19 protein-coding genes are annotated in these 24136 nt (G+C 70.4%); 11 read left to right on the forward strand and 8 right to left on the reverse strand.

The window, feature by feature from the left end; genetic code table 11:
• Positions 1–23: 23 nt before the first annotated feature.
• Both EV284_RS05690 and EV284_RS05695 read right to left on the reverse strand, forming a co-directional pair.
• On the reverse strand, positions 24–398 hold the full coding sequence (locus tag EV284_RS05690) for a VOC family protein (RefSeq protein WP_130330810.1): 375 nt from the start codon (positions 396–398) through the stop codon (positions 24–26).
• 151 nt (positions 399–549) lie between these two features.
• Positions 550–1113, reverse strand: a complete 564-nt coding sequence (locus EV284_RS05695) for a DinB family protein (RefSeq protein WP_130330812.1) — start codon at positions 1111–1113, stop codon at positions 550–552.
• Positions 1114–1562: 449 nt separating this feature from the next.
• Between EV284_RS05695 and EV284_RS05700 the strand changes: the two genes are divergently transcribed.
• Entirely contained in the window at positions 1563–3083 is a 1521-nt protein-coding gene (locus tag EV284_RS05700; protein WP_130330814.1) for an RICIN domain-containing protein, read from the forward strand.
• A 51-nt stretch (positions 3084–3134) separates the two neighbouring features.
• Here the strand turns inward: EV284_RS05700 and EV284_RS05705 are convergent, their stop codons facing one another.
• Positions 3135–3641: a hypothetical protein gene (locus EV284_RS05705; RefSeq protein WP_130330816.1), complete on the reverse strand. Its 507-nt coding sequence runs from the start codon at positions 3639–3641 to the stop codon at positions 3135–3137.
• Positions 3642–3681: 40 nt separating this feature from the next.
• Positions 3682–4776 carry a hypothetical protein gene (locus EV284_RS05710; protein ID WP_130330818.1) on the reverse strand — a complete coding sequence of 365 codons (1095 nt, stop codon included), beginning with the start codon at positions 4774–4776 and terminating at the stop codon, positions 3682–3684.
• 351 nt (positions 4777–5127) lie between these two features.
• Between EV284_RS05710 and EV284_RS05715 the strand changes: the two genes are divergently transcribed.
• The 3 genes from EV284_RS05715 (at position 5128) to EV284_RS05725 (ending at position 10985) form a co-directional block, all read left to right on the forward strand.
• Positions 5128–5847: a hypothetical protein gene (locus tag EV284_RS05715; RefSeq protein ID WP_130330820.1), complete on the forward strand. Its 720-nt coding sequence runs from the start codon at positions 5128–5130 to the stop codon at positions 5845–5847.
• A 67-nt stretch (positions 5848–5914) separates the two neighbouring features.
• Positions 5915–7747: an FG-GAP-like repeat-containing protein gene (locus EV284_RS05720; protein ID WP_130330822.1), complete on the forward strand. Its 1833-nt coding sequence runs from the start codon at positions 5915–5917 to the stop codon at positions 7745–7747.
• A 535-nt stretch (positions 7748–8282) separates the two neighbouring features.
• Positions 8283–10985 (forward strand): fibronectin type III domain-containing protein, encoded by a 2703-nt coding sequence (locus tag EV284_RS05725; protein WP_130330824.1) that lies wholly within the window; start codon positions 8283–8285, stop codon positions 10983–10985.
• A gap of 77 nt (positions 10986–11062) precedes the next feature.
• Here the strand turns inward: EV284_RS05725 and EV284_RS05730 are convergent, their stop codons facing one another.
• Entirely contained in the window at positions 11063–11563 is a 501-nt protein-coding gene (locus EV284_RS05730) for a transglycosylase SLT domain-containing protein (RefSeq protein WP_130330826.1), read from the reverse strand.
• A gap of 507 nt (positions 11564–12070) precedes the next feature.
• Here EV284_RS05730 and EV284_RS05735 point away from each other — a divergent pair.
• Positions 12071–13123, forward strand: a complete 1053-nt coding sequence (locus EV284_RS05735) for a dihydrodipicolinate reductase (RefSeq protein WP_242625581.1) — start codon at positions 12071–12073, stop codon at positions 13121–13123.
• 61 nt (positions 13124–13184) lie between these two features.
• On the opposite strand, the gene EV284_RS05740 is transcribed toward EV284_RS05735, so the two are convergent.
• Positions 13185–13793 carry an XRE family transcriptional regulator gene (locus EV284_RS05740; protein ID WP_130330828.1) on the reverse strand — a complete coding sequence of 203 codons (609 nt, stop codon included), beginning with the start codon at positions 13791–13793 and terminating at the stop codon, positions 13185–13187.
• Between the two features lie 527 nt (positions 13794–14320).
• Between EV284_RS05740 and EV284_RS05745 the strand changes: the two genes are divergently transcribed.
• On the forward strand, positions 14321–15685 hold the full coding sequence (locus EV284_RS05745; protein WP_130330830.1) for an FAD-binding oxidoreductase: 1365 nt from the start codon (positions 14321–14323) through the stop codon (positions 15683–15685).
• 399 nt (positions 15686–16084) lie between these two features.
• Entirely contained in the window at positions 16085–16891 is an 807-nt protein-coding gene (locus EV284_RS05750) for an oxygenase MpaB family protein (RefSeq protein WP_242625583.1), read from the forward strand.
• Between the two features lie 56 nt (positions 16892–16947).
• On the opposite strand, the gene EV284_RS05755 is transcribed toward EV284_RS05750, so the two are convergent.
• The gene (locus tag EV284_RS05755) at positions 16948–17919 is read right to left on the reverse strand and encodes an SDR family NAD(P)-dependent oxidoreductase (RefSeq protein ID WP_130330834.1); all 972 of its coding nucleotides are present in this window, start codon (positions 17917–17919) and stop codon (positions 16948–16950) included.
• An 89-nt stretch (positions 17920–18008) separates the two neighbouring features.
• The gene (locus tag EV284_RS05760; RefSeq protein ID WP_130330836.1) at positions 18009–19526 is read right to left on the reverse strand and encodes a catalase; all 1518 of its coding nucleotides are present in this window, start codon (positions 19524–19526) and stop codon (positions 18009–18011) included.
• A 594-nt stretch (positions 19527–20120) separates the two neighbouring features.
• On the opposite strand from EV284_RS05760, the gene EV284_RS05765 reads away from it, so the two are divergent.
• Genes EV284_RS05765 through EV284_RS05780 form a run of 4 tightly spaced genes read left to right on the forward strand, consistent with a single transcriptional unit; the run spans position 20121 to position 23893 of the window.
• Positions 20121–20714 (forward strand): hypothetical protein, encoded by a 594-nt coding sequence (locus EV284_RS05765; protein WP_130330838.1) that lies wholly within the window; start codon positions 20121–20123, stop codon positions 20712–20714.
• A complete protein-coding gene (locus EV284_RS05770) occupies positions 20711–21322 on the forward strand; it encodes a toxin (RefSeq protein ID WP_242625584.1) in 612 nt (203 codons plus the stop codon). The genes EV284_RS05765 and EV284_RS05770 overlap by 4 nt, the downstream gene beginning before the upstream one ends.
• Positions 21319–22509 carry an MAB_1171c family putative transporter gene (locus tag EV284_RS05775; protein ID WP_130330840.1) on the forward strand — a complete coding sequence of 397 codons (1191 nt, stop codon included), beginning with the start codon at positions 21319–21321 and terminating at the stop codon, positions 22507–22509. Before EV284_RS05770 ends, EV284_RS05775 begins: the two co-directional genes overlap by 4 nt.
• On the forward strand, positions 22502–23893 hold the full coding sequence (locus tag EV284_RS05780; protein WP_130330842.1) for an FAD-dependent monooxygenase: 1392 nt from the start codon (positions 22502–22504) through the stop codon (positions 23891–23893). The genes EV284_RS05775 and EV284_RS05780 overlap by 8 nt, the downstream gene beginning before the upstream one ends.
• Positions 23894–24136 lie beyond the last annotated feature (243 nt).

The raw sequence follows: 24136 nt of genomic DNA on the forward strand, positions 1-24136 counted from the left end.
GCTCGGGGTGCCCGGCCGGTGCGCTACAGGTACGGCCGGGTGATCAACTCGATCGCATGCCCGGCGGGGTCCTTGAAGTACACACCCCGCCCGCCGTGCTCGTGGTTGATCTCGCCGGGCCGCCGCATCTGCGGATCGGCCCAGTGCACGACCCCACCCTCCCGGAGCCGCCGGTAGGCCCGGTCGAACAGCTCGTCGTCGACGAGGAACGCGTAGTGCTGCATCTGGATCTCGACCGGCGGCTCGGCGAACTGGAGCAGCACGCCATCACCGAGCTGCACATTGACGAACGGCCCCCAGGACGGCGCCTCGGGCACCTCCAGCAACTCCCGGAAGAACCGGGCCGATTCCTCACGGTCCTTGGCGGCGACGATGGTGTGGTTGAACGCTACGGACATACTGACCTCACGGTGGGCTCTGACTCGGACGCGATGACATACGCGCGTCCCGGAGGCCCCCGGGCAGTCAGCCGTCCACCGGCTGACCGTCCTGTGCGTGGCTCGACGCCGATCCGGTGTTCACGTGGGGGAGGTTACCGGGTGGCGGGCTTCACTGTCCCACCCTCCCGTCGATCCGCTCCCGCAGCAGATCGGCGTGCCCGCAGTGACGCGCGTACTCCTCGACGCGGTGCACCAGCAGCTCCCGCACGGCGATGTCCGCCTTGCCGACACGCGCTCCCAGATCGGCGTGCTCGGCCAACGCGGCGTCTGTGGCAGCCTGTTCCCGTTCCAGGTCACGGAACGCCTGCTCCACCACGGCCTGTTCGCCGACGGCCCCGTCGAAGTCCGCGTCCCGGACGCCGTACAGCTTCGGCAGCGGCTCACCCTCACTGATCCAGTTCCGCCAGTCCCGCTCCACCTCGGCGAGGTGCCGGACGAGTCCGAGGAGCGACATGGTCGAGGGCGGGACGGACCGGAGCGCGAGCTGCGCCGCGTCCAGGCCCTCGCACTTCATCCGCAGGGTGAGGCGGTAGTTGGACAGGTAGTCCTGGAGGGTCGCCGACTCGCCCTCCGGGCTGGGACCTTCACGCGGGTCGTCGTCCGGATCGGTCCACATGTCGGGGTAGACGGTCGCGTCGGTCCATCGCGCGGGCTGCTCAGTCATGGGCCGCATGCTCTCGGGTAACGTCCCTTCCACGCCACCGAGTTAATGAGCACCCTGCTTCTGCTCGCCCTCTCCGGCAAGGGCCGCGGGAAAGCCCCGGTCTGCCCATGTCCCTCCCCCTGACGCGCCCGGAGTGCGACGCGCGGCGGCCGGGCGGGCAGAACGGCACCTGCCTGCCGGGGCCGCTGGGGCACTCCTCGAGGGATGCCTCTCCGTCCGCCGGTCTGTTGGGGTGCGCCAGGAGACGACGCGCGCCGGGCGCCGCCCCTCTCGTGACACGGAAGGTCCAGCTGGGGCAGGGGATCGGACCGACCGCCCGAGGCGGGCGGAGGACCCGGTCCCGCCCTCCGCGCCAATCACTCGTAAGTGATCTTGCCAACCTTCACCACCCTGTGACTTTCTGGTACCGAGCGATGACCGGCTGTAGCAGCCGGCTGGTGAACGGCGAAGGGAAGACGATGAGTACTGCGGCACCCACAGGTGACGGGCAGTCCGCCCCTCCGATCAACACCGTTGCGGGGACCGGGGCAGCAGGGTCCGCGGGGGACAGCGATCGTGCCGTCGCGGCACAGTTGAACCGCCCCTACGGGATGGCGGTGGACAGCACCGGCACCGTCTACGTCTGTGAGTTCGCCGGCCATCGGGTCAGGAGGATCACGACCGATGGCCGGATCAGCACGGTCGCGGGAACCGGCCGCGCCGGATTCAGCGGCGACAACGGTCCCGCCGCATCGGCCCAGTTGAACTCGCCGCGCGAAGTCGCGGTGGACGGCGAGGACGCCGTCTACATCGCGGACGCCGGCAACAACCGGGTCAGGAAGATCACGGCCGACGGGACGATCACCACCGTGGCCGGCACGAGTACCGCCGGCTTCGCCGGTGACGGCGGCCCGGCCACGGCCGCCCGGCTGAGCGGACCGTTCGGCGTGGCGGTGGACAGCACGGGCACGGTGTACGTCTCCGACTACTACAACAACCGGGTCCGGAAGATCACGCCCGACGGGACGATCACCACCGTCGCGGGCAACGGGACCGGGGCCTACCGGGGAGACGGTGGTCCGGCGACTTCAGCCCAGCTCAAGGGCCCGCACGCGGTCGTGCTGGGCAGCGCCGGTGACCTCTACATCGCCGACTACGGCAACAACCGCGTCCGCAGGGTCGCGGCCGACGGGACGATCAGCACGGTCGCCGGTACCGGTGCCGCCGGGTTCGGCGGTGACGACGGCCCGGCTGCCTCGGCGAAGCTGAGCGGTCCGACCGGGGTGGCGGTGGACAGCGCCGGTGACCTCTACATCGCCGACTACGGCAACAACCGCGTCCGCAGGGTGGCCGCCGACGGGACGATCAGCACGGTCGCCGGTACCGGTGCCGCCGGGTTCGGCGGTGACGACGGCCCGGCTGCCTCGGCCCAGTTGGACAAGCCGATCGCGCTCGCTGTGGACTGCGTCGACACGCTCTACATCGCTGACTTCACCAACAACAGGGTCCGCAAGATCGCGTCGGGGAAGCTTGCCGGGCTGCCCGAGTCCGGCACCGTGGTCTCCTGGGCCAACGTCCGCAGCAGGCTGCGGATGGGGGTCCTGCGCGAGTCCATCAAGGACGGGGCGGAGATCCACCAGACCCTGGCAGGCCCCCGCGACCACCAGCGTTGGCGGCTGGTCGCGGCGGGCCAGGACGACGGCGACATCCTGTACCGGATCGAGAACGTGCGCAGCCGCAAGGTCCTCGAAGTCCTGGGAGCGCAGGAAATGTCCGGCGCGGTGGTCGTGCAACGGTCCTACGAGGGCGGCGGAGCACACCACCAGCACTGGAGGCTGATCCCGGTGGGCTCCCAGGACGGTGCCTCTCAGGTCTATGAAATCGCCAACCAGAAGAGCGGGTTGCTGCTGCGGGTGGACACCAATGCCCGCGCGTCGGTCAAGCAGGACGGAGCGGACGGCGACCGCCGAGACCGCCAGTGGCAGCTGCTCCCCGTGTGACGCGCGAGGGGTCAGGGGCCTACTCGCCCCTGACCCCTCGGAAACCGGGTATCACTTCGCCTGGGGCGGCTTGTCCGCGGTCGGCTTGGGAGCCTGGGGGGCTTCCGGGGCCTTCGGCGCGTCCGGGGCCTTGGGGGGCTTGCTGAAATCGCTCTTCCTGGGCCTGTCCTCCAGGTCCTCGTCCTTCTTCAGACCGAGGTCGTCGGTCACCGTGGTACTCGACTCCCGCATGCCGGCGGACGCCGCCGCCGACACCGAGCCGGGGTCTGTCGCGAACTGGGCCTGCGTACCCGCCGATTCCCTGGTGGCCTGGATGAAGGAGCCGAGGAAGCCCAGGACGGCCCGCGCCTCCGGGGACTGCTCACGCACGATGCTCGCGCGGGAGGAGGCCCCGTGGATGGCACTGCTGAACAGGCTGGGGATCGTGTCGTCGTACGTCTCGTCGTCGGCGTCCTCGAAGTCGACGCCGGCGCCCGGCCGGGGCTTGGTGCCGTCGGTGGTCACGGAGAAGAGCCCCGCGCCCTTGCCCGCGGAGTTGAAGATGTTGTCGAACACCATGGTCGTCACCTCTGGTCGTCGTGGCGGCGGCGCCGCGCGGTCAGGGCTGCTTGTGCAGCGTCTGCTGGCTGACGGCGAGGCTCTCGCCGTCGAGCATCGTGTGGTGGATCTCCAGGGCGGAGACGACCTCGGCCAGACCCTTCATGCGGAAGCCGCCGGGTGCCAGGTCGATGTCGCCGATGTCGCGGGCGACGAGATGGTCGAGGCCGGGGTAGGTCTTGCTCTGCGGGGGAGACAGGACCGCCACGGGCACGGGGTACTGCACCGCGATCAGACCGGAGAAGGTCACCGGGATCTCGTAGGTGTACTGCTTGCGGGTGCGCCGCTGCGTCACCATGGTCTGTACGCGGGAGTTCGGCGGGACCTTCCCGGAGATCTGCGACTTCGACGCCCAGCTGGTGGTCAGGGAGCCGCCCACCGTGGCCGCGATGCCCAGGGCCAGCTGGGCGTTGAGCGAGGCGTTGCCGGTGGCGCTGCCCGAGGTGGTGAACCCCACCGAGTTCGTCATCCCGTTCGACGAGGAGTTCGTCGCGGAGCTGCTCGCGGACGTCTCGCTGGTGTTGGCGTTGTCGACCCCGACACTGTCCTTGCTGTTCTTGTTGGTGACCGTGTTCGAGTTCTTGTTCGCGGTCCCGTTCTGGCACGACGCCTGCAGCTGGGACTGGAGGTCGAGGCGGAGCTGATTCTGCAGCTGCAGCTGCAGCGACGCGCCGACACTGCCGCCGAACGTGAGCTTCGCGTCTCCGTGGAGCGACCAGGTGACCCCGTTCGACACGGTGAAGTCGACCGAGTCGGTGAAGGTCATCTCGGCCTGGCTGCGGTTGACGTAGGTGCGCGAGGAGAACGTGTCGGGCGGAGGCTGGCCGATGTCGCCGCGCACCTCGATCAGCGGCTCTCCGAGGTTCATGTAGGCGAGCCAGCCGAGCTGGAAGGCGTTGCCCGGGAACGAGCCGAAGCTCGACTTGTTCACGGAGAAGCCGATGGGTTTGTGCTTCACGCCGGAGGGATCGACGTAGACCAGGCCGGGGTGGCCCAGGATGGACTGCCAGGTCTGTTCGATGTCGAGTTCCCGGAGGTTCTTCTTCGTCAGGGGCTGACGCTTGGCCTGCACCAGGCTGTACGCGTTGGAAGGCATCTACCCGTCCTCTGATCATTCCGGATGTATCGCGCTCGGTGGAAAAAACAAAATTCGCGCACGTTCCGGCAGGCGAAATTAGCACGGCGTTGAAATCGCCGGGAAGACGTATCTGTACATCACACTCAATCGAGTGATGAGGGTTCGGTGCGAGCCCGCTGAATTCGGCGGGTGAGGACCCGAATTACCTCACTTCACTCGATCGATGACTTTCCGTAGTCGCCGCCCTTGGCTAGTGTGACCTCGATCGTTGTCGAGGACCCCGTTCTCGATTCGGCCATCCCCATGCTTTCGGACATCCGAGTGTCCGGAGCATTGTTCTCCCCATCCAGTCCAGGTGAGGAATCCGCGATGTACACGCAGGAACGCACGATGATGTCCAATTTGGTGGTCGGCGGCCCGGTGGCGGTGAACAGTTATGACAACGCCACCGTGGCGGCACTCGTCGAGAATCGGCCGGTCATGCTGGTACACGCTTTCAACGGCGGCTACCTGCGGCCGACCGAATTGAAGGAGACGAGCCACGACAAGGGGGTCAAGCTGGCCACCTCGCTCGACCCGGCCGTGAAGGAGGCGCAGGGCCACCTCTGGTACATCACCCCTGCGGGCTTCTTCGGGCAGCGACCGCTGTACGTCATCGAGAGCGCCGCGGGCCAGGTGACGCCCAAGCCGGCCGGTGCGGCCGACGCCGCCGCCGGGCGCGGCGACGACGGTGCGCCCAAGCCGCAGCGCAGGCGCATCACCGTCCACCAGGACGCCCCCAAGAGCACCGCCGACACCGTTCAGGTCGGTCTGCCCGACAAAGTGGGCGAGTTGTGGCGCGGCAAGAACGGCACCCCCGAGGACACCCAGCTCTGGGTCGTCACGGTGACGCCGTGGGGCGGGATCACCTTCGTGCCGATCACCCACCCCGACACCATCCTCGGCTTCAAGGACCACGCGGTGGCGGCCGACAGCGAAGTCCGCCTCACCTACAACTGGGGCGGGGACTTCACCGGAACGGTCATCAACACCTTCTACCCGCGGCTGCCCAGCGAGTGGAACGTCCCCTACCACCACGTCTTCACGTGAGCAGCGGCCACCGCCGCGCCGCATCCGCCCCGAGTCACCGCCCGCGCAGCCTGGAAGAGGCACCACGATGCCCGTGCCCACGGAAGAACTGAAGCTCCAGATCATCAACGACGCCACGGGGAAGACCCTCGCTGTCGGCACCACACCCGCGGACGGAGGCCTCGTGGTCCGCACGTTTCCCGACGGCGGCCCGGATCCCGACCAGTGGCAGCTCATCCCCGTTCCGGCCCAAGGCGGCCAGGACGACCAGTCGTACGCCATCCGCGCTGTGGCCGGCGGCAAGGTACTCGACAATCCCGCGGCGGCCGACCGTGGTGTGCGCCAGGGGAACGCCGCCGCCGGCAAGAAGAGCCAGCAGTGGCGCGTGGTCCCCGTCGAGGGGGAACCGGGCCTCCACTGCATCGAGAACGCGACCGACGACACCGTGCTCGACCTCGCCGGCTCCGGCGGGGAAGACATCCGGGTCGCCCTGCGTGAGTACGACGAGAACGCGCGGAGCCAGCGCTGGCGGTTCGTGACGGCCGAGCCCGAGCGCACCAGCGACCTCGCTCTCAGCTGGTCCGCGCTGAGCCACTGGAACGGACGCCGGTCCTGGCGGCTGGCCCCTTCGACGTCGCTGCGTCCGGCGCCCGGGGCGACGCCCTCCTTCAGCGACCTGCTGCTGGTCCTCAGGGGGTTCGGCAGCGACCAGGACGCCGGGGGCTGGAAGACCGAAGGGACGCACCGCCCCTGCGGGGGACAGCCGGGCTGGTGGGCCGGGCTCGGCGCGCGGTTCCTCGCCGACACCGGGGGAGCGGGGCGGGCGGACATCGTGGGGCTGAAACCCGGGAAGGGCGCCGTGAGGGCGTCCAGCCGGGGTGACGGCACCTTCGACGACGAGCGAGTCCTGCACCAGGCGGCGCAGTCCGCGAGCCCCAAGGACCTGTGGACCCTCGCGGACACGACGGGCGACGGGAGGCCCGACGTCGTCCTGCTGGCTGCGGACGGAGTCCGGGTGGCCACAGCGGACGAGACCGGTACGTACACGCCCGCGGGCGGCAAGCCGGTTCTCAAGGCGTTCGGTCACGGTGACGGGGCGGGCGGGTGGCTCGCCGACCAGCACCCTCGTTTCCTGGTCGACACCACGGGTGGCGGCAGGCTCGACCTGGTCGGTTTCCACGACGACGGCGTCTGGACCTCGCTCCAGGACGAGGACGGGACGTTCGCCCCGCTCCCCGACGAACCGGTCCTCCGGGCGTTCGGCCGCGGTGAGAAGGCGGGCAGCTGGCTGGCCGACCGGCACCCCCGCTTCCTGGCCGACACCACCGGCGACGGGCGCACCGACATCGTCGGCTGCCACGACGACGGCGTGTGGGTGTCCCTCCAGGACGAGGACGGCACGTTCGCCGAACCGCTCTACGTCCTCGACGACTTCGGAACCGACCAGGGGTGGACATCGGCCGAGGAGCACCCCCGGTTCCTGATGCCGACCGTCGGGGAAGGAGCGGTGGACCTCGTCGGGTTCGGCCCTCAGGGCGTCGTGGTCGCACGCGGACGCGGCGACGGCACGTTCGAACCCCCGCGGCTCGTCCTGAACGACTTCGGGCACGCCCAGGGCTGGACCGGCGGCAAACACCTCCGGTTCCTCGCCGATGTCACCGGCGACGGCCACCCGGACATCGTCGGTTTCGGCGACGAAGGGGTCTGGGTGGCCCACAACCGCGGTGACGGTCTTTTCGACCAGGCCCAGTTGGTGAGCCGTGGCTTCGGGTACAACGACGACTCGGGCGCCTGGCGGGTCGACCGCCACCCGCGCTTCCTCGCCGACATCACCGGTGACGGACGCGTCGACATCGTCGGGTTCGGCGGCCCGGGCGTGTACGTGGCCCGCAACCTCTTCCGCCGGTTCAGGACCCGGTGATCCTCCGAGTTCCTCACGGGCGCCAGGTGTCGTCGAGCCGGTGACAGCTCAGGCCGCCGAAGAAGGATCGCCGGCGAGGTGGCCTCGCGTCCCCTCGGCGACGACTCCGCACCAGCTGTGACTTCGCGCTGCTTCCGGCCAAGTCCGCCAACAGGAACCGGTACATCTTCCGGCAGACGCACGTCATCGGGGTCAAAGCCGCTCACGGAGTCCGTGCCTGATTCGCGGGAGGGCGTTCCGGCGCGCGCTCCGAGGAGCGATGATGATCACGACGCCGGTCGGTGCGCTCTCTGTGCTGCGGCGCGGGGCGGATGTGTGCGGAGACCGGTTGTCAGGAAGGCCCCCGAGGACTCTCCTCCGGGGCCCGGCAGCGCGCGCAAGGTGTGTCCCGTCGCGCGCCCCCGCCAAGCGTTCACCCCGGCGGTGCCACCTCTTGACGATCCGGAAGGAAACACGGTTCACGATGCGTGCGTTACACAGATCAGCGAGAACACGGCGCAGGGTCGGCCCGCGCCGCGCTCTCACCGATCACCTGGTGATACTGCTGCTCACTCTGACCATGGTGGTGACCGGGTCCGCGCTCGGCGCGGGCCCCGCGTCGGCGACCGCTGCGAGCGGACAGGACACCGGCGCGGCGTGCGCGGCGCACGCCACCTCGTTCGAGGCCACGGCCGACGCCCCGGCCATGAGCATCCGCATGGGCTGCGCCGGGGACGCGGGTTCACTGCGCACGCTCGCCCACAGCGACAGTGACCTCGTCGTCGCCTTCGACTACCACGTGCCGGAGCGCCGCGACGAGACCCGCGCCCTGGCCCAGGACGCGGTAGCAGCCGTCCAGGCCGACCAGGACTCCGGGCACACCCTCGCCCAGGCGCTCTACGACCACGCGCGGGACAACGCGGTGGGGCTCTACCCGGCGACCGACGCCGGCGCATACGACGGCCGGATCACGGCCACGGGCGACAGCGTCGTTCTCGTCCTGCCGACGGCGGAGATCGGCACGAGCGCCACCTGGTGGCAGAAGTTCCTCGCGAACGGCGTCGGCTGGGCCGTGGGCATCGGGGCGAGCGCCCTCTGCCTCGCCCTCACCGCTCCCGGGGCTCCGCTCGCCGCCCCCGTCTGCCTGGGCGTCGGAGGCGCGACCGGCGCGTTCGTCACCGAAGCGATGAACGCGGCCTTCGACCACGCGTCCTTCGGGGACCCGGACACCTGGGGCGCCCTGCTCGGCGCGGCCTTCTGGGGCGCGGTGTCGGGAGCCGCTTCCGGCTACCTGGTCAAGTGGGCGAGCGACGCCGCCGGGACCTTCGTCACCGGGCTCCAGCTCAGCCTGCGCGGCTTCGCCGCCAAGATCGGCAACCTCGGCAACCCCTTGACGTACATCAGCGACCGCCTGAGCGAGATGGTGCCGGCGCTGCTGCGCCGTCTGCAAGACCTCGAGCGGGGCATCGGAGGAGCCGACGCGCCCCTGCGGGTCATGGTGGTCGGCGACTCGATGACGCAGGGGTACGAGGGCGACTGGACCTGGCGCTACCGCCTCTGGAAGTGGTTCCACGACCAGCGTATCGACGTCGACTTCGTCGGGCCGTACAAGGGCACCAAGGCACAGGCCCAGCCGCAGCCCCCGGCGCGGCCCGCCCTGCAGGGCGAGGTCCCCGGTGCCTCGCTGGACAACCCGGACACCTCCGGCGGTTACGCGGCGGGCGTCGACCCGGCCTTCGACAGCGACCACTTCGGGGTCTGGGGCCGTCAGGCGATGCAGGACAAGAAGCTGATCCGCGGCATCGTCGAGCAGTACAAGCCCGACATGATCCTCGTCGGCCTCGGCTTCAACGACATGGGCTGGTTCGTGAGCGGCGCGCAGGGCACGCTCGACAGCATGAAGACGTTCGTGGACGAGGCGCGGGTCGCCCGTCCCGACGTGAAGTTCGCCGTCGCGGACGTCCCCCAGCGCACGTACATCGGCGGCCGGGACGACCTGCCGCTCAGCACCACCGAGTACGACCTGCTGCTGCGCCAGGCCGTCCCGCTGTGGAGCACCCCCGTCTCCCCGGTCCAGCTCGTGAACTGGTCGGGGAACTACACCTGCGCCCGTGACGCGTGCCCCGCCGGCTACGACGGTCTGCACCCCGACGCGCTCGGGGAGTTCCAGATCGCGCACGCCTTCGAGACCACCCTCCACGACCGGTACGGCATCGGCCAGATCGTCCCCGACGTGCCTCCCTCGGTACCGGATCGCCCGCTGGGCGTCGCGGCGAACGTCCGGGCCGTCTCCAGCGACCTGGGTGTCACGGTGACCTGGGACCGGGTGTACGGCGCGCGCGGCTACACGGTCCGCTCCCGGCTGGTGGGTGCCACCGCCTGGACCGAGACCCCGGTCCAGGCGAACCGTTACGACACGACCTGGACCCAGGACGGCTGGGAATGGGAGTACTCCGTCCGCGTCGACGACGCGGACGACGGCACCTCGGCGTGGTCCCCCATCGTCCGGGCCACCGCACACCCGCACACCGCGGCGGCACCCACGCCTGTCCTGACCACCCCCACCATGGACGGCGTGGACGTCTCCTGGGAGCCTGCCACGGGGCCCTACAGCGACAGCGTGGACCGCTACGAGATCATCACCCTGGACAAGGACACGCCGGGCGCCGTCCTGCAGAGCACGGCGGTGCGCGGCACCTCGGCGCACATCGCCGGGCTGACCCCGGACCATCACTACCTGGTCGCGGTGGCCACCTGGAACACGGTGGGCGGCGGTATGCCCGCCATCGCCCGGCCCGTCACCGTCAACGGCAAGAGGCCGCCGGTCCCGACGGATCTGCGAATCAAGTCCGTGGACGCCACGACGGTGCAGCTCGACTGGAGCGGTTCCCCGCAGGCCGCCGGATACCGCGTCTGGTACCGCAACCGCACGACGAGCAACCCCTGGCTGTCCGACGAGACCATCTCGGACGCCCCTGAGCGGGGCATCGCCTTCCTCTTCCCCGGCAACTGGAACTTCGAGTTCGCGGTGACGGCGGTCAACGGGCAGATGGAGTCGGCGCGGTCCGACACGGTCTTTGTCCCGGAGCCGCCGGGCACCGGAGGCGGCGGCACCGGCGACCCCGGCACGGGCACGAGCGGTACGTTCCGTCAGGCCGTCCGGACGGGCGGCGCTTCCGGTCCGGGCACCGGCCGGGACCTGGCCCGGTTGCGCAGGGCCCCGACCGCCTCCCCCGGTTCGGTGCCGACCGGGCAGTAGGCGGCCCGCCGCACGGCGACGGCCCCCGACCGGTGCGGTCGGGGGCCGTCGCGGCTGCGCGTGCGGGGCGCGCCGGCTCAGTACGCGGAGTTGACGTTGTCGATGGAACCGTAGCGCTGGGCGGCGTAGTTGGCGGCCGCGGTGATGTTGGCGACGGGGTCGGTCACGCTGTGGGCGGTGCCGGCCACGTGGTAGGTGTTGAAGGTGGGGTCGATCACCTGGAGCAGGCCCTTGGAGGGGATGCCCTTCTGCGCGTTGACGTCCCAGTTGTTCTGCGCGTTGGGGTTGCCGCCGGACTCGCGCATGATGTTGCGCTTCAGCCCGTCGTAGCTGCCCGGGATGTGCTTGGCCTTCATGATGGCCAGCGACTGCTTGATCCAGCCGTCCAGGTCGCCGGAGGCCTTCGTGCTCGCGGCGGCGTGCGACGCGGTGGCGGTGTGGGTGACGTGCGCGTCGGCGGCGAACGCAGAAGACGGCATCAGGGTCACGGCGGCGGCCGCGGCACCCGCGGTGGTCAGACCGGCCAGGGCCAGGGTGCGCAGACGGGCAGGACGGCGGGAACCGAAGATCGCGTTCAAGGGGGGTTTCTCCAAAAGACGTCGTTGAGGCGCCGGGCCGAAACAACGGTCACGGCGTCTGTAAGGCGTCGGGGCGAAGGCCCCGCTGCCGCCGGACGGAGAGTGAACCGGCACCAGGTGATCGCCCGGTCCGGCCCACTGCTCCAGCGACGAGAATGATGATTGAACACGTACGAAACGCCGCGCAAGTGTGTGACCTACTACCCCTATACGGACAAAAATCCCTTATGTCGCAATTTGACTGTTAAGGCGCTGATCGGAGGGGGGCTCCGTCTCCTATGCGCGGTAGGACGTGATCTGCCTCCTATGGGCACCGTCACGCCCCACCTGCCGGTCGCGCCGGTACCTGTCACTGCGGGCGACCGACCGGCCACGCCTCTGCGCAGGGCCGCCCACGGGCCAACCCTTGCGGTGGCATCACCCGGGTGATAGAGCTTCTCCGTGGGGTTTAGTAGCACTAAACACCGTGTGGCGGGCGTGTCGACCGGGGTGTCCAGGGGAGTGACATTGAGCAATCAGGCTGTCGTCGTGGGTCTCGGCGCCACTGGCCGGGCCATCGCTTCTTCCTTGCTGCAACGCGCGGACGTGGAGATCGTCGGAGCGGCGGACCTCGACCCCCGCGTGGTCGGTCAGGACCTCGGAGTGCTGCTCGGCGGTGCCGCGAACGGTGTCGTCGTCGTGAGCGATCCGGCCGACCTGCCCGCCGCCGACCTCGCGATCGTGGCGACCATCTCGGATCTGCACAGGGTGGCCGACGTCCTGCTGCCGCTGCTGGAGCGTTCGTACAACGTCCTGAGCATCTGCGAAGAGCTGGCATATCCGTGGCAAAGCCATCCGGACCTGGCCCGACGGCTCGACGACACGGCGAAGGCGCACGCCGTGACCGTCCTGGGCAGCGGGGCGAACCCGGGCATCCTGATGGACACCCTTCCTCTCCTGCTGACTGCATTGACCCAGCGTGTGAAGAGGGTGCGCATCCGCCGGCGGACGAACATGTCACGCTACGGCGCGATCCTGTCGAAGTTCGGCCTCGGTCTGACCCCGCGCCAGTTCGCGACGGCTCGCGGCCGAGGCGAGGTCGTCGGGCACCACGGCTTCGAGCAGGCCATCGGAGCGCTCGCGGCAGGACTCGGGTGGGATCTCGACTCGGTGGACGTGGGAGAGGTCGAACCAGTTGTCGTGACGACTTCGCCGCGTGCCGGGGACCACCTGCGTATCGAACCGGGGCAGATCGCGGCTGTCACTCATGCCGCCCAGGGGGTACTCAAGGGCGAAACGGTGATCGACCTGGAGATCACGTTCGGGTTCTTCGAGCCGGCCGATGAGGTGGCCGAGGGCGACGACTACCAGATCGTCGGAGAGGAGCAGGTCATCGACCTTCGTTCCTCCGTGGGCTTCGATTCCTTCCTCAGTACGATCGCGGCGGCGGTCAATGCCGCCGCCGCGCTCGTCGAGGCGCGTCCTGGTCTCCTGTCGATGGGAGACCTCCCGGCCCGCTCGGTCGCGGCCAAGGGAGAGCGACGGGCAGCCCGGGCCTCGCTCGGGGCCGCGGATTCTTAGGACTGAGACGCGGCCTCAAGCCGGACTTCCCATGCCCCGCTGCGGGGAGTGGCCGACCGCCCTAGGACGGTCGCCGTGCGACGCGCAGCAGGGGAGGCGACAGAACCCACAGGATCTCGCTCACGGTCGTACCCGGGTTGTCGAACTGGTGGAGCGTCTGTCCGGAGAACGAGGTGGACGCTCCGGCCGGCAGCATCCGGGTCTCCTCCCCGACGATCAGCCGGGTCGAACCGCGCAGTCCCATCGCGAAGATCGTGCCGGTGTCGAGCCGATAGGGGCCACCGGCGCCCCCGCCCGGCTCGATCACCGACCGGAAGACCTGGAACTCCGTGGTGTCGGCGGTCGTGAGCAAGTACTCGGCCACGCCTTCACCGCCCATGTCGATCGGGCTTCCGCTTCCCACGACCTGCTCGTCCGAGTAGGCGAACAAGTCGCCGACCCCGATCCGCAGCACCTCGCAGACGCGCAGCAACGTCGGGACGGACACGCTGGTGAGACCGCGCTCCAACTGACTCAGGAAGCCCTTGGTGACCTCTGCCTGCTGCGCGACCTCCGTCAACGACAACCCGCGGCTCATCCTGATCTTCCTCAGCTGCGCGCCCGCGGATGCTTCGAGCGCAGGGGAGCTCTTGGCCGCTCCGCCTGCCTGCCGGCCGTCGTCGATCCCCATCGTGTGCCCACCGCCCGTCCCGAGGTCGAGGTCGTGTGCCCGTCAGGTGACGGGCCGACTCAGACGAGCCCCTCCGTGACACGAGGCTAAGGCATGTACGTCATGGGCAGCGGGGTCCCCTCCGGGAGGGGCGACGCCACCCGGCCTCTCGCGCCCCTCGGTGGCGTGGTGACGTCGCACCCGTTTAGTATCACTAAACACCTCGCCCGAAGATGGCGCACGTGGCAGCTGGCGCGCCGCGGGAGCGGCTGGTCGAGGCGGCTGCCCAGGTGATCGCTCGCGCATGGTGCCGACGGAGCCACCGTCGGAAAGATCGCTGACGAGGCGCAGGCGTCTCCAGCCTCCCCCGCTACTGCTTCCAGGGCAGGAAAACCTCCTGCTCGCCGTCTTCGGATGTCTCACCGCAGGGATGCCCGACAGGGGTGACCCGCTGGACGGCCAGGAGGGCTTCGGGCGCGTTGCCGGGCCGGCCTGGCGCGGAGCGTGAAGTGCGACGAATACCCCGTCGAAAAGGAGATCAGGACAGCATGAGGACCGACGACACGAAGTACTACAGCTTCAGCGGCTGGATCGACCGCCCGAACGACGTGCGGCCCGCACTGGAAGGCGACCTCACCTGTGACATCGCCGTCATCGGCGGTGGCATGGGCGGCATGGCGGCTGCGCTGCGTCTCGCGGAGCGCGAGCAGGACGTGGTCCTGCTGGAGGCCGAGTTCTGCGGCTACGGCTCAGCCTCGCGCAACGGCGGTCAGATCGCCGGGGCGCCGGGCGGCGACTTGCGGATGCTCAGTCTCCAGTCCCCGAAGAAGATGCCCGTCATGGCCAAACTGGCGGAGCACGCGGGCCACTATGTGGAAAACCTCATCAAGACGCACGACATCGACTGCGACTACGTGGCGAACGGCCTGGTGTGGGGTGCGGTCTCACCCCTCATGATGCTCAGGGTGCGCACCCAGGCGGCCATCCTGCGCGCCTTCGGTGGGCGCGGGACGGTCGGCAGCCGAGAGGAACTCGGCCTCCCCGCCGGCTTCGTGGGCGGTATGCGGGAATCCGTCGGCGGGATGCTGAACCCGGGCAAGCTCGCTCGCGGTGTACGCCGCGCGCTGCTCGCCTCCTCCGCCAAGGTCTTCGAGCAGTCGCGGGTGAGCGATGTCCGGCGGACAGGCGGCATCGTCGAGATCACCACACCTCATGGCACCGTGCGGGCCAACAAGGTGCTGCTCGCGACCAGCGCCTACGGCGGCGAGTGGGACATCACGCCCAAGAACCTCGCGACACCGCTGTACGTCATCGAGATCGAGTCGGAACCCATCGCGCCGGAGCGACTCGCCGCGCTGGACTGGACCAGTCGGTCCGGCATCATCACCCAGCACCAGCTGATGACCCACTACCGGCTCACCGAGCGCAACACCATCGTCTGCGGGGTCCGCAAGGCGCAGCGAGGCCAGACCTTCCCGCTCCCGGACCGCGTCCCGGACCCCGATGTCGTGCGGGACATGGGGAAGGACCTGGCCAACCGGTTCCCGTCACTGTCCGACGTGGCCATCGAGCGGGCCTGGGGCGGTTGGATCGGCATCAGCCCGGACTGGCTGTCGGTCGCCGGGCAGGTGGGTGACAACGTCTTCTACGCCAATGCCTGCAACGGCCACGGCCTCTGCCAGGTGCCGTACGTGACCCATCAGCTCGCCGACTACATGGTCGACGGTCGGATGTCGGACGACCTCGCAGGCATCTGGTCGGACGCCTCGAAGTACCCGGCGTCGATGTCGCTGCTGATGCAGCCGTTCGTGCTCCGAGCCGTCTGGGGGCTGGACCGTTTCAACGACTTCTTCAACGGCAGCAGGACGCTGGCACGACGGGCGCTCCGCCGTCGCAGGCGCCGGAACTCCTGAAGGTTTGGGCGGCGCCTGATCGCGTACGTGTGGCGGCGACACCACACGTACGCCTGCGGGAACGCAAGAGGCGGCCTGGCGCGGGCATGCCCGCCACCCCGCACATCGACGGCCGCCCCGAGTTCAGCGCCGCCGCGTTCGACACCATCGCCCTGCGGCAAGTCCCCGATGACGACGACAGGGTCTGCCGGCCATCGCCCCGAACGACGCAGTATCGATGCGACTGGCACTGCCCGCACCACCGGTGTTCACTGGGGGGTAGTCGAGGAACAGGGCTCGTCGATGGTCGACCACTCCCCACTCACGCGGCCACAACCGCGCCCGGAACGAAGGACGACCGGCGCGGCGACATCACGCTCCGGCCTGCGAGGCCGCCTGGGCGACGCCCTCTTCCGGGCTGTGGCCGGCCCCGACGGCCCGGAGAGCAGGCGCCGGGTGCACGGCACGCCCGGCCCCCGCTGGTTCGCCCCGGACCGGCCGATCCGCGTGGTCCACGGCGACGCGTCCATGTTCCCCGGCGGCCTGGCAGCGCTGCTGCTCCAGTCCCTGCACCCCTTGGCCATGACGGCGGTGGCCGACCACTCCGACTACCGCAGCGACCCCTGGGGCCGCCTCGCCCGGACGAGCACGTTCCTCGCCTACACCACCTACGGCGCGGCGGACGACGCCCAGCGAGCCGTCGACCGTGTACGAGCCGTCCACGAGAACATCCGAGGCCATATGCCGGACGGCGAGCCGTACCACGCCGCCGACCCCCACCTCCTGGCCTGGGTCCACAGTGCCGAGGCGTACTGCTTCCTCGCGGCGCATCAGCGCTACGGCAGACACCCGCTGAACGCCGCGGGCCAGGACGCGTACGTGGCCGACATGGCGCGAGTCGCCACCGCGCTCGGCATCGAGAACCCTCCGGCGACGGTGGCGGAACTCCACACCACCCTCAACTCCTACCGCCCCGAACTACGCCTGACTCCCCAAACCCGAGAGGCAGTCCACTACATCCTGCTGCGTCCACCTCTCCCCAGACCCGTCCTCCCTCCCTACCTCGTCCTCGGCGCCGCAGCCGCCTCCCTTCTCCCCGCCTGGTCCCGCCGACAACTGGGTCTCCCGGTCCTGCCCCGCACCGAACGCTGGTGCGTAGCCCCGGCAGGGGCAGCGGTGACAGCCCTGATCAGACATCTCCTCCCACCAGCGCCGCCCCGCGCCTGACAGCCCGGCTGGCGCCATCGAGCCGGCGGAAGAGAAGCCCCCCGCAGAACGCCCCCTCAAGCCCTCTCACCATGCGCAAGGGACGAGACGTACTCCCACAACTCCTCCCGCACCTCTTCCGAATCCGCACCCGCCGCGAGGGGATACGTAGTCGGCCGGGGGCGCCGGTCATGCCAGAACAGGCCGTCGCTCTCCGTGGCCTCCGCGGCCGTGCCGAGCCAGACGATGGTGTCGGCCCCCTGGGCGGGGCTGCGGATGATGGGCCGGGTCACCGCGCGGAAGACCGGCATCCACTGCCGCACGCCCTTCGTGTCCGCCCACCCCGGATGCATCGAGTGCACGTGCACCCCCTGGTCGTGCAACCGCTCCGCCCATTTCTCGGTGACCACCACCTGAGCCCGCTTGGTGCGGGCGTAGAACTTCTTGGGGCTGTACGGCGTCTCCTCGGACTCCGGATCACCGGCGGGAAGCTGCTGCCCGTACTGCCCGCCCGAGGTCACGTTGACCACCACCGAGGGCGCTGAGCGGGTGAGCAGCGGTGTCAGCTCCTCGATCAGCACCCAGGGTGCCAGTACGTGCGTGGCGAAGGTCAGCTCCACCCCGTCCACGCTGTACTGCCGCTCGTCCGGCATCACTCCCGCGTTGTTGACCAGCACGTCCAGCCGGTCCTCCTCCTCCAGGAACCGCGTGGTGAAGTTCCGCAGCGCCGCCAGACTGCTGACGTCGCACACGACGGGCCGTACGTCGACGTCGTCCCCCGCCTGCTCCCGCGTGAGCGCCGCGGCCTCCTCGGCGCGCCGCTCGTCACGGCCGAGTACCCGCACCGAGGCCCCCAGCCTGGCGAAGCCCACGGCGGCCGCGAGGCCGACCCCGGACCCCGCGCCGGTGACCAGGACGACCTTGCCGTCCATCCGACCGGGCCCGTCGGGCCAGTCCGGCAGGGCTTTGCGCAGCAGCAGTCCGGGCCATCCGTAACCGAGGACGACGGAGCGGTCGAGGGCCGTGTCGATCAGCGAGGTGACACTCATGGCGTCCGAGGTACCCGGACGCGCCGCCCTCACACGGCCGAGCGCCCCTCACCCCACGGATGGGGGAGGGGCGCTCGGCCGGGTGCGGGTCAGGCCTTGTGCTGCATGCTGCTGCGGGCCGGGTTGCCCTGGTCCGCGGCCTTCGGGTCCTTCTCGGCGGCCTTGGCGCGCACGCCCTCGGCGATCCGCGCACCGATCTTGGCGTCGATGTTGGACCAGTACTGGAAGGCCCGCTCGAGCACGGGCTCGGTCACGCCGTTCAGGAGGTGGCCCACGACGTTGTCCACGAGCCGGTCGCGCGCGTCGTCGTCCAGCACCTCGCGGACGAGGGTGCCGGCCTGACCCCAGTCGTCGTCCTCCGCGTGCGAGACGTAGGCGGTACGGGTGATGTCGCCGTCGGTGTGCCAGGTCGGCGGGGTGCCGTACCTGGCGGTGTCCGCGGCGGGGCCGCCCTTGGAGTTCGGCGCGTACACGGGATCGCTGGTCTTGCGGTAGGCCATCGCGCCGTCCTTGGAGTACGTGTGGACGTCGGTGATGGGCGCGTTGACCGGGAGCTGGGCGTAGTTCGCGCCGATGCGGTAGCGATGCGCGTCGGCGTAGGAGAAGAGCCGGGCCAGCAGCATGCGGTCCGGGCTCGGCCCGATGCCGGGCACGAAGTTGTTCGGCTGGAACGCGAGCTGCTCGATCTCCGCGTGGTTGTCCGTCGGATTCCGGTCCAGCGTCATCCGGCCGACCTCGATCAGCGGGTAGTCGCCGTGCGGCCACACCTTGGTCAGGTCGAAGGGGTTGAAGCGGTACTCGGCGGCGTCCGCGTACGGCATGATCTGCACGTACAGCGTCCAGCTCGGGTGGTCCCCGTCCCGGATGTGCTCGAACAGATCACGCGTGTGGTAGTCGGTGTCGGCCGAGGCCATCTGGTCGGCCTCGTCCTGGGTGAAGAACTCGATGCCCTGGTCGGTCTTGAAGTGGTACTTGACCCAGAACTCCTCACCGGCCTCGTTGATCCACATGTAGGTGTGCGAGGTGTAGCCGTTCATGTGCCGCCAGGTGCGCGGCACGCCCCGGTCGCCCATGAGCCAGGTGACCTGGTGCGCCGACTCGGGGGAGAGGGTCCAGAAGTCCCACTGCATGTCATGGTCACGCAGGTTGTTGTCGGCGCGGCGCTTCTGGGACCGGATGAAGTGCTGGAACTTCATCGGGTCCTTGACGAAGAACACCGGGGTGTTGTTGCCGACCATGTCGTAGTTGCCTTCGCTGGTGTAGAACTTCACCGCGAAGCCGCGCGGGTCACGCCAGGTGTCCGGGCTCCCGCGCTCCCCGGCGACGGTCGAGAAACGGGCGACCAGATCGGTACGCGTCCCCGGCTGGAAGACGGCCGCCTTCGTGTACGGGGTGACGTCCCCCGTCACCTCGAAGTGCCCGAAGGCCCCGCTGCCCTTGGCGTGCGGCTGCCGCTCGGGAATCCGCTCCCGGTTGAACTGGGCCATCTGCTCGATCAGATACGCGTCCTGGAGCAGGATCGGTCCGGCGGGGCCGACGGTGAGCGAATGCTCGTCGCTCTCCACCGGGGCGCCGGAGTCGGTGGTGGTGCGGGGAGTCTCGGTCATGGTGAGCTCGCGGTTCCTTTCCAAAGCGCCGGGCCCGACGGGTACCGCACGCCGTGCCGACGGTCATGTGCTCAGGGGTACCGGGTGACCGGGGTCGGGGGGTGGCAAACGTGGACGGGGGCAGGATGACCTGGGTGGGTGCATTTCCGGCCTCAGCGCGGGGGTCCGGCGCACCGGCGATGGCGGCCATGAAACGGGGCGGGCTCCCCGACCGCGGGCGTCGCCCGCCTCCTGGCCGCCGGCGGCACCTGGCGACTGGCCGCCGCCCCCGACGGCCGCCCTGCTGCCGCGGCCGCGGTCTCGGCCCTCGCGGCCGTGGAGGAGGCCGACCGCGCTTTCGGGGGGCGCGGCCGGCCTCCGTCTGTGCCCTTGAGCGTGCCCGTTACGGGCCGCTCGAGGAGTCGGACGGCAGGGGCAGCTCTCCACGCGATCGGTCGCAGCCGACCGCATCCCCTCGACGGGATCGTCCTACCCCCAACCGGCCTGTGTCAACGATGAGTTGGAATTCGTAAACGATCGTTGAGCGATCGAGGGGCCGTGCGTAGAGTGGCATGCACACCACAGCGCCGGCCCGTCGACCTCTGGAGCACACCGGTGGAACCACCCCCGCTGGCCGAGTCACTCGCCCGGATCGAAGCGCTGATCGAGGAGCGCGGCCTGGACCGGCAGGAACTCCTGGACGCGGCCACGCTCGCCACCCGTACGGCCCTGCCGCAGGACACGGTTCGCGCCCTCCTCGCGGGGGAGGCGCCCCCCGGGGACACCGTCAACGACCGGGTGCGAGCCCGGATCAGCGCCCTCGCGGCAGCACGCCTGGCCTCGTCGAACCGGCGCATGGCCGATCTGGCGGCCGAGCTGCACGCCAGGTTCGGGGTCTCGCCGATGTGGGCGCGACAGGTGTGCGACGGCAAGAAGGTGCCCAACGTCGAGCTGCTGCACGAGCTGGTGGGGTTCTTCGACGTCGAGGGCGAGGCGTTCTTCACCCTCCCGGCCGACGACGCCCTCAACCAGGTTCTGCGAAAGATCATCGCCAGGTTCGAGGACGACCCCCTGCAGGCGCTGATGGATCAGTACGGCGTCCGGTCCACGGCCCTGCGGACGCACGGTTCGCTGTCCCGCCGCCAGTTGGAACGGCTCCTCGAAGGCGTCTTCCACTCCGTGACGACCGACGAGGAAGGTGAGCGGTGAGCCGGGCCATGAAGGGGCTGCTGGCCAGGTTGGAGAGGACCGTCTCCCGGACGCTCCAGCCACCGGCCGAACCCCGCACGGTGATGCGGGCGTTCTGCCAGGCGATGAGTGAACACCGGAACTCACCGGTCGAGTTGGTGTTCCGTGCCTTTCCCGAGGACCTCGCCGTGTCGGGGATGCGACTGGACTGCGGCGACCGCTCCCTGATCGTGGTGGAGGAACGCACCCCGCCCGAATCGCAGCTGGTGATCCTGGGCCATGAGCTGTGGCACGAGGAGCAGGGCGGCTGCGGCCACCACGTTCCGGGCCTGTCCGCGGCCGCCGCCCGCGCACTGGACCCCGAGCCCGAGGTGGACGTCGTCCGGCGGGCGGTCTGCGAGATCCTCGCCGGGGAGGAGATCTCCCGCCGTACCGTCCTGTCCGTCGCGGCGCGGGCCGGGTCGGCCGACCGCGAAGAGCAGGACGCCGAGACCTTCGGTCTGCTCTTCGGACGGGAGGCGCTCAGATGGATTCCCGGCCGCCACGCCCGGGGCCCGGTGGACCCGGAGACCCTGGAAGGCCGCATCCAGCTCTCCCTCCTCAACAGGGACGGCGGGACCGCCCGGTGAGTCCGCACATCCCGTACCTGCTGCCCGCCGTCCTCCTGGTGCTGGCCCTGGCGCTGAAGGCGCCGACGTTCCTGCGGGCGTGGCAGGACTCCGACGTGCGGGCGACGACGCTGCTGCTGCTCCTGGCCGCCGCCGTCTTCGTGTCCGTCCCACCGGCCGTCATCCATCGCGTGAACACCGTGACCGGGGTGCCCAACCTGGCTGCCGTGTGGGTGTACTCGCTGCTCACGGCGTTCTGCGGCTCGTGTCTCGCGATGGTGGTCACATGGCGGGAGAAGCCCTCGCGCCGGCGCTCCCGGATCATCCGCCGCATCTGGGCGTTGTACGCCGCTGTCATCGCCGCGCTGTGGGCCACCTTCCTCCTGGCCGACGTGCCCGACGAGCGGATCTACGACCTGGACACCTACTACGCCACCGAACCGTGGATGCGTGAGCACATCCTGCTGTACCTGACCGCGCACACTGTCTCCGCGCTCGTCGCCGCCTACCTGATCTGGACCTGGATCTCCCAGGTGCGGGGGGCGTGGCTGCGGACGGGACTGGTGTTCCTCCAGGCGGGGTACGCCTTCGGACTCGTTTTCGACGTCGCCAAGTACTGTGCCGTCGGCGCCCGTTGGACGGGCAACGACCTGGACTGGCTCTCGACCCGACTGGCACCGCCGTTCGCGATCCTCGACGCCAGCCTGGTCGCCGTCGGCTTCATCCTTCCCCAGGCCGGACCCCGCCTGCAGAAGTGGGCGCGCGACAGGGCGGGTTTCAGCCGCCTGCGCTCCCTGGAGCGGGCCCTGCGGGAGGTCGGGCCGTCCACCGCCCGCGCCCGTGTCGGGGTCCTGGCCCCGCTGGACCTGCGGCTCCTGCAACGCAGGCAGCGCATCCACGACGGCCTGCTGCGCCTGGCACCGGTCCTGGACGCCGGCCTGTGGCAGCGCGCTCATGACACGGCCCGCGCCATCGGCCACCCCGAGCGTACGGCCCGTGGCATCGCGGGCGCGATCACCGTCGACGCGGCCCTCACCGCGTGGCGTGCCGGTCAGCGGCAGGCCGTCGCCCCGGGAGCCGGGGCGCTGCCGCGCCTGGGTGCCGAAGAGGGCGACATCGAAGCCGTCTCCCGCGTGCTGCACCGGCCGCGGACCCTCGATCCCATCCGCGAGCGGATGGCCCCACAAGAAACGCGAGCGCATGCCTGACGCCCCCCGCCCCACCGCCGTCGTGATCGGCGCCGGCATGAGCGGCCTGCTGGCCGCCGCCGCCCTGGCCGGCCACGCCGACGTGACCCTGATCGAGCGCGACACCCTCCCCGCCGGTCCCGAGCCGCGCCGGGGTGTGCCCCAGGCCCGCCACGCCCATCTGGTGTGGACGGGCGGCGTGACCGCGCTGGACACGCTGCTGCCGGGCCTGACCGACGAACTCGTCGCCCGTGGCGCCCGTCTCGCTCACATCATGGGCGACATGGTCTCGCGGGCCCCCAACGAGATCTGGTTCCGCCGCTTCACCTCCACCCCGCACCGCAACCTGGTCTGCTCCCGCGACCTGCTGGACGCCGCCACCCGCGAACGCGTCCTCGCCGACCCCCGCATCACCCTGCGCCAGAACACCGTCGCCGCCCGCCTCGCGGGAGACGCCACCCGAGTCACCGGCGTGTACCTGCGCCCCCCGGACGGTGACACCGAGGAGCACCTCGCCGCCGACCTCGTCCTGGACGCCTCCGGCCGCGGCTCCCGCGCCCCGCACTGGCTGGAACAGCTCGGTCTGCCCGCGGTGCCCGAACGCCAGGTGGACGCCGGCGTCGCCTACGCCACCCGCGTCTTCAGGGCCCCCGCCCCCGACTTCCCCCTGGTCAACGTCCAGGCGAACCCGGCCACGGCTCCCGGCCGGGGAGGCATCATCCTGCCCGTCGAGGACGGCCGCTGGATCGTCACCCTCTCCGGCACGCGCGGCGGCGAACCCACCGACGACCCCGAGGCGTTCACCGCGTTCGCACTCGGCCTGGGCGACCCGGTCATCGGCGAGCTGATACGCGACGCCGAACCGCTCACCGACGTCGCCACCACCCGCAGCACCGCCAACCGCCGCCGCTACTTCGAGAAGCTCGGCCGCTGGCCGGACGGCTTCACGGTCATCGGCGACGCGATCGCGGGCTACAACCCCGTCTACGGCCACGGCATCACGGTGGCCGCCCAGAGCGCGGTCGCGCTGCGCGAGTACGCGGCCACGAGGGGCCTGCTCCGGCCGGGCAGTGCCCGGCGCCTGCAGCAGCTGCTGACCCGCCCGGTCGCCGCGGCCTGGGATCTGGCCATCGGCCAGGACATCTTCTACCCGGGCGCGACCGACCGCCCTCCGACCCGCGTGGAGCGCGCCCTGGCGGCCTTCGTGGACCGCGCGGTGGCGACCGGCGCCCGCAATCCGCGCGCCCTGGCCGCGCTGCTGGACGTGATGAGCCTGTCCCGTCCGGCGACACGGCTGTTCTCGCCGGGCATGCTGCTCCCGATGCTGTTCGGTCCCAGGCGGCCTTTCCTGGCGGCTGCTCCGTTGACCGAGGAGGAGCGCAAGGCGGTCGTGCGGGAAGGGTGAGCCGCCAGGCCTTCGGCACACGGCGAAGCGGCCCCGTCGAACTCCGGCACACGTGCAGGCGGGGGAGCGGCGACCGGAGACTGCCGCCTCCGTCGTTCCCGGCCGCCCCGGCCACTTCCGTGCCGCCTGTCCACTCGCGCCTGCGGGGCCTGCTCGGCCGGTGTGCGGGGTGGCGGGTGGGTCGGTCCTGCGGGTGCTCTCGACCCGTCCCGGCGGAGTCGGAGCCAGTCTCACCGTGAGCGG

The sequence above is a fragment of the Streptomyces sp. BK022 genome, assembly GCF_004217355.1.
Classification (GTDB): Bacteria; Actinomycetota; Actinomycetes; order Streptomycetales; family Streptomycetaceae; genus Streptomyces; species Streptomyces griseoluteus.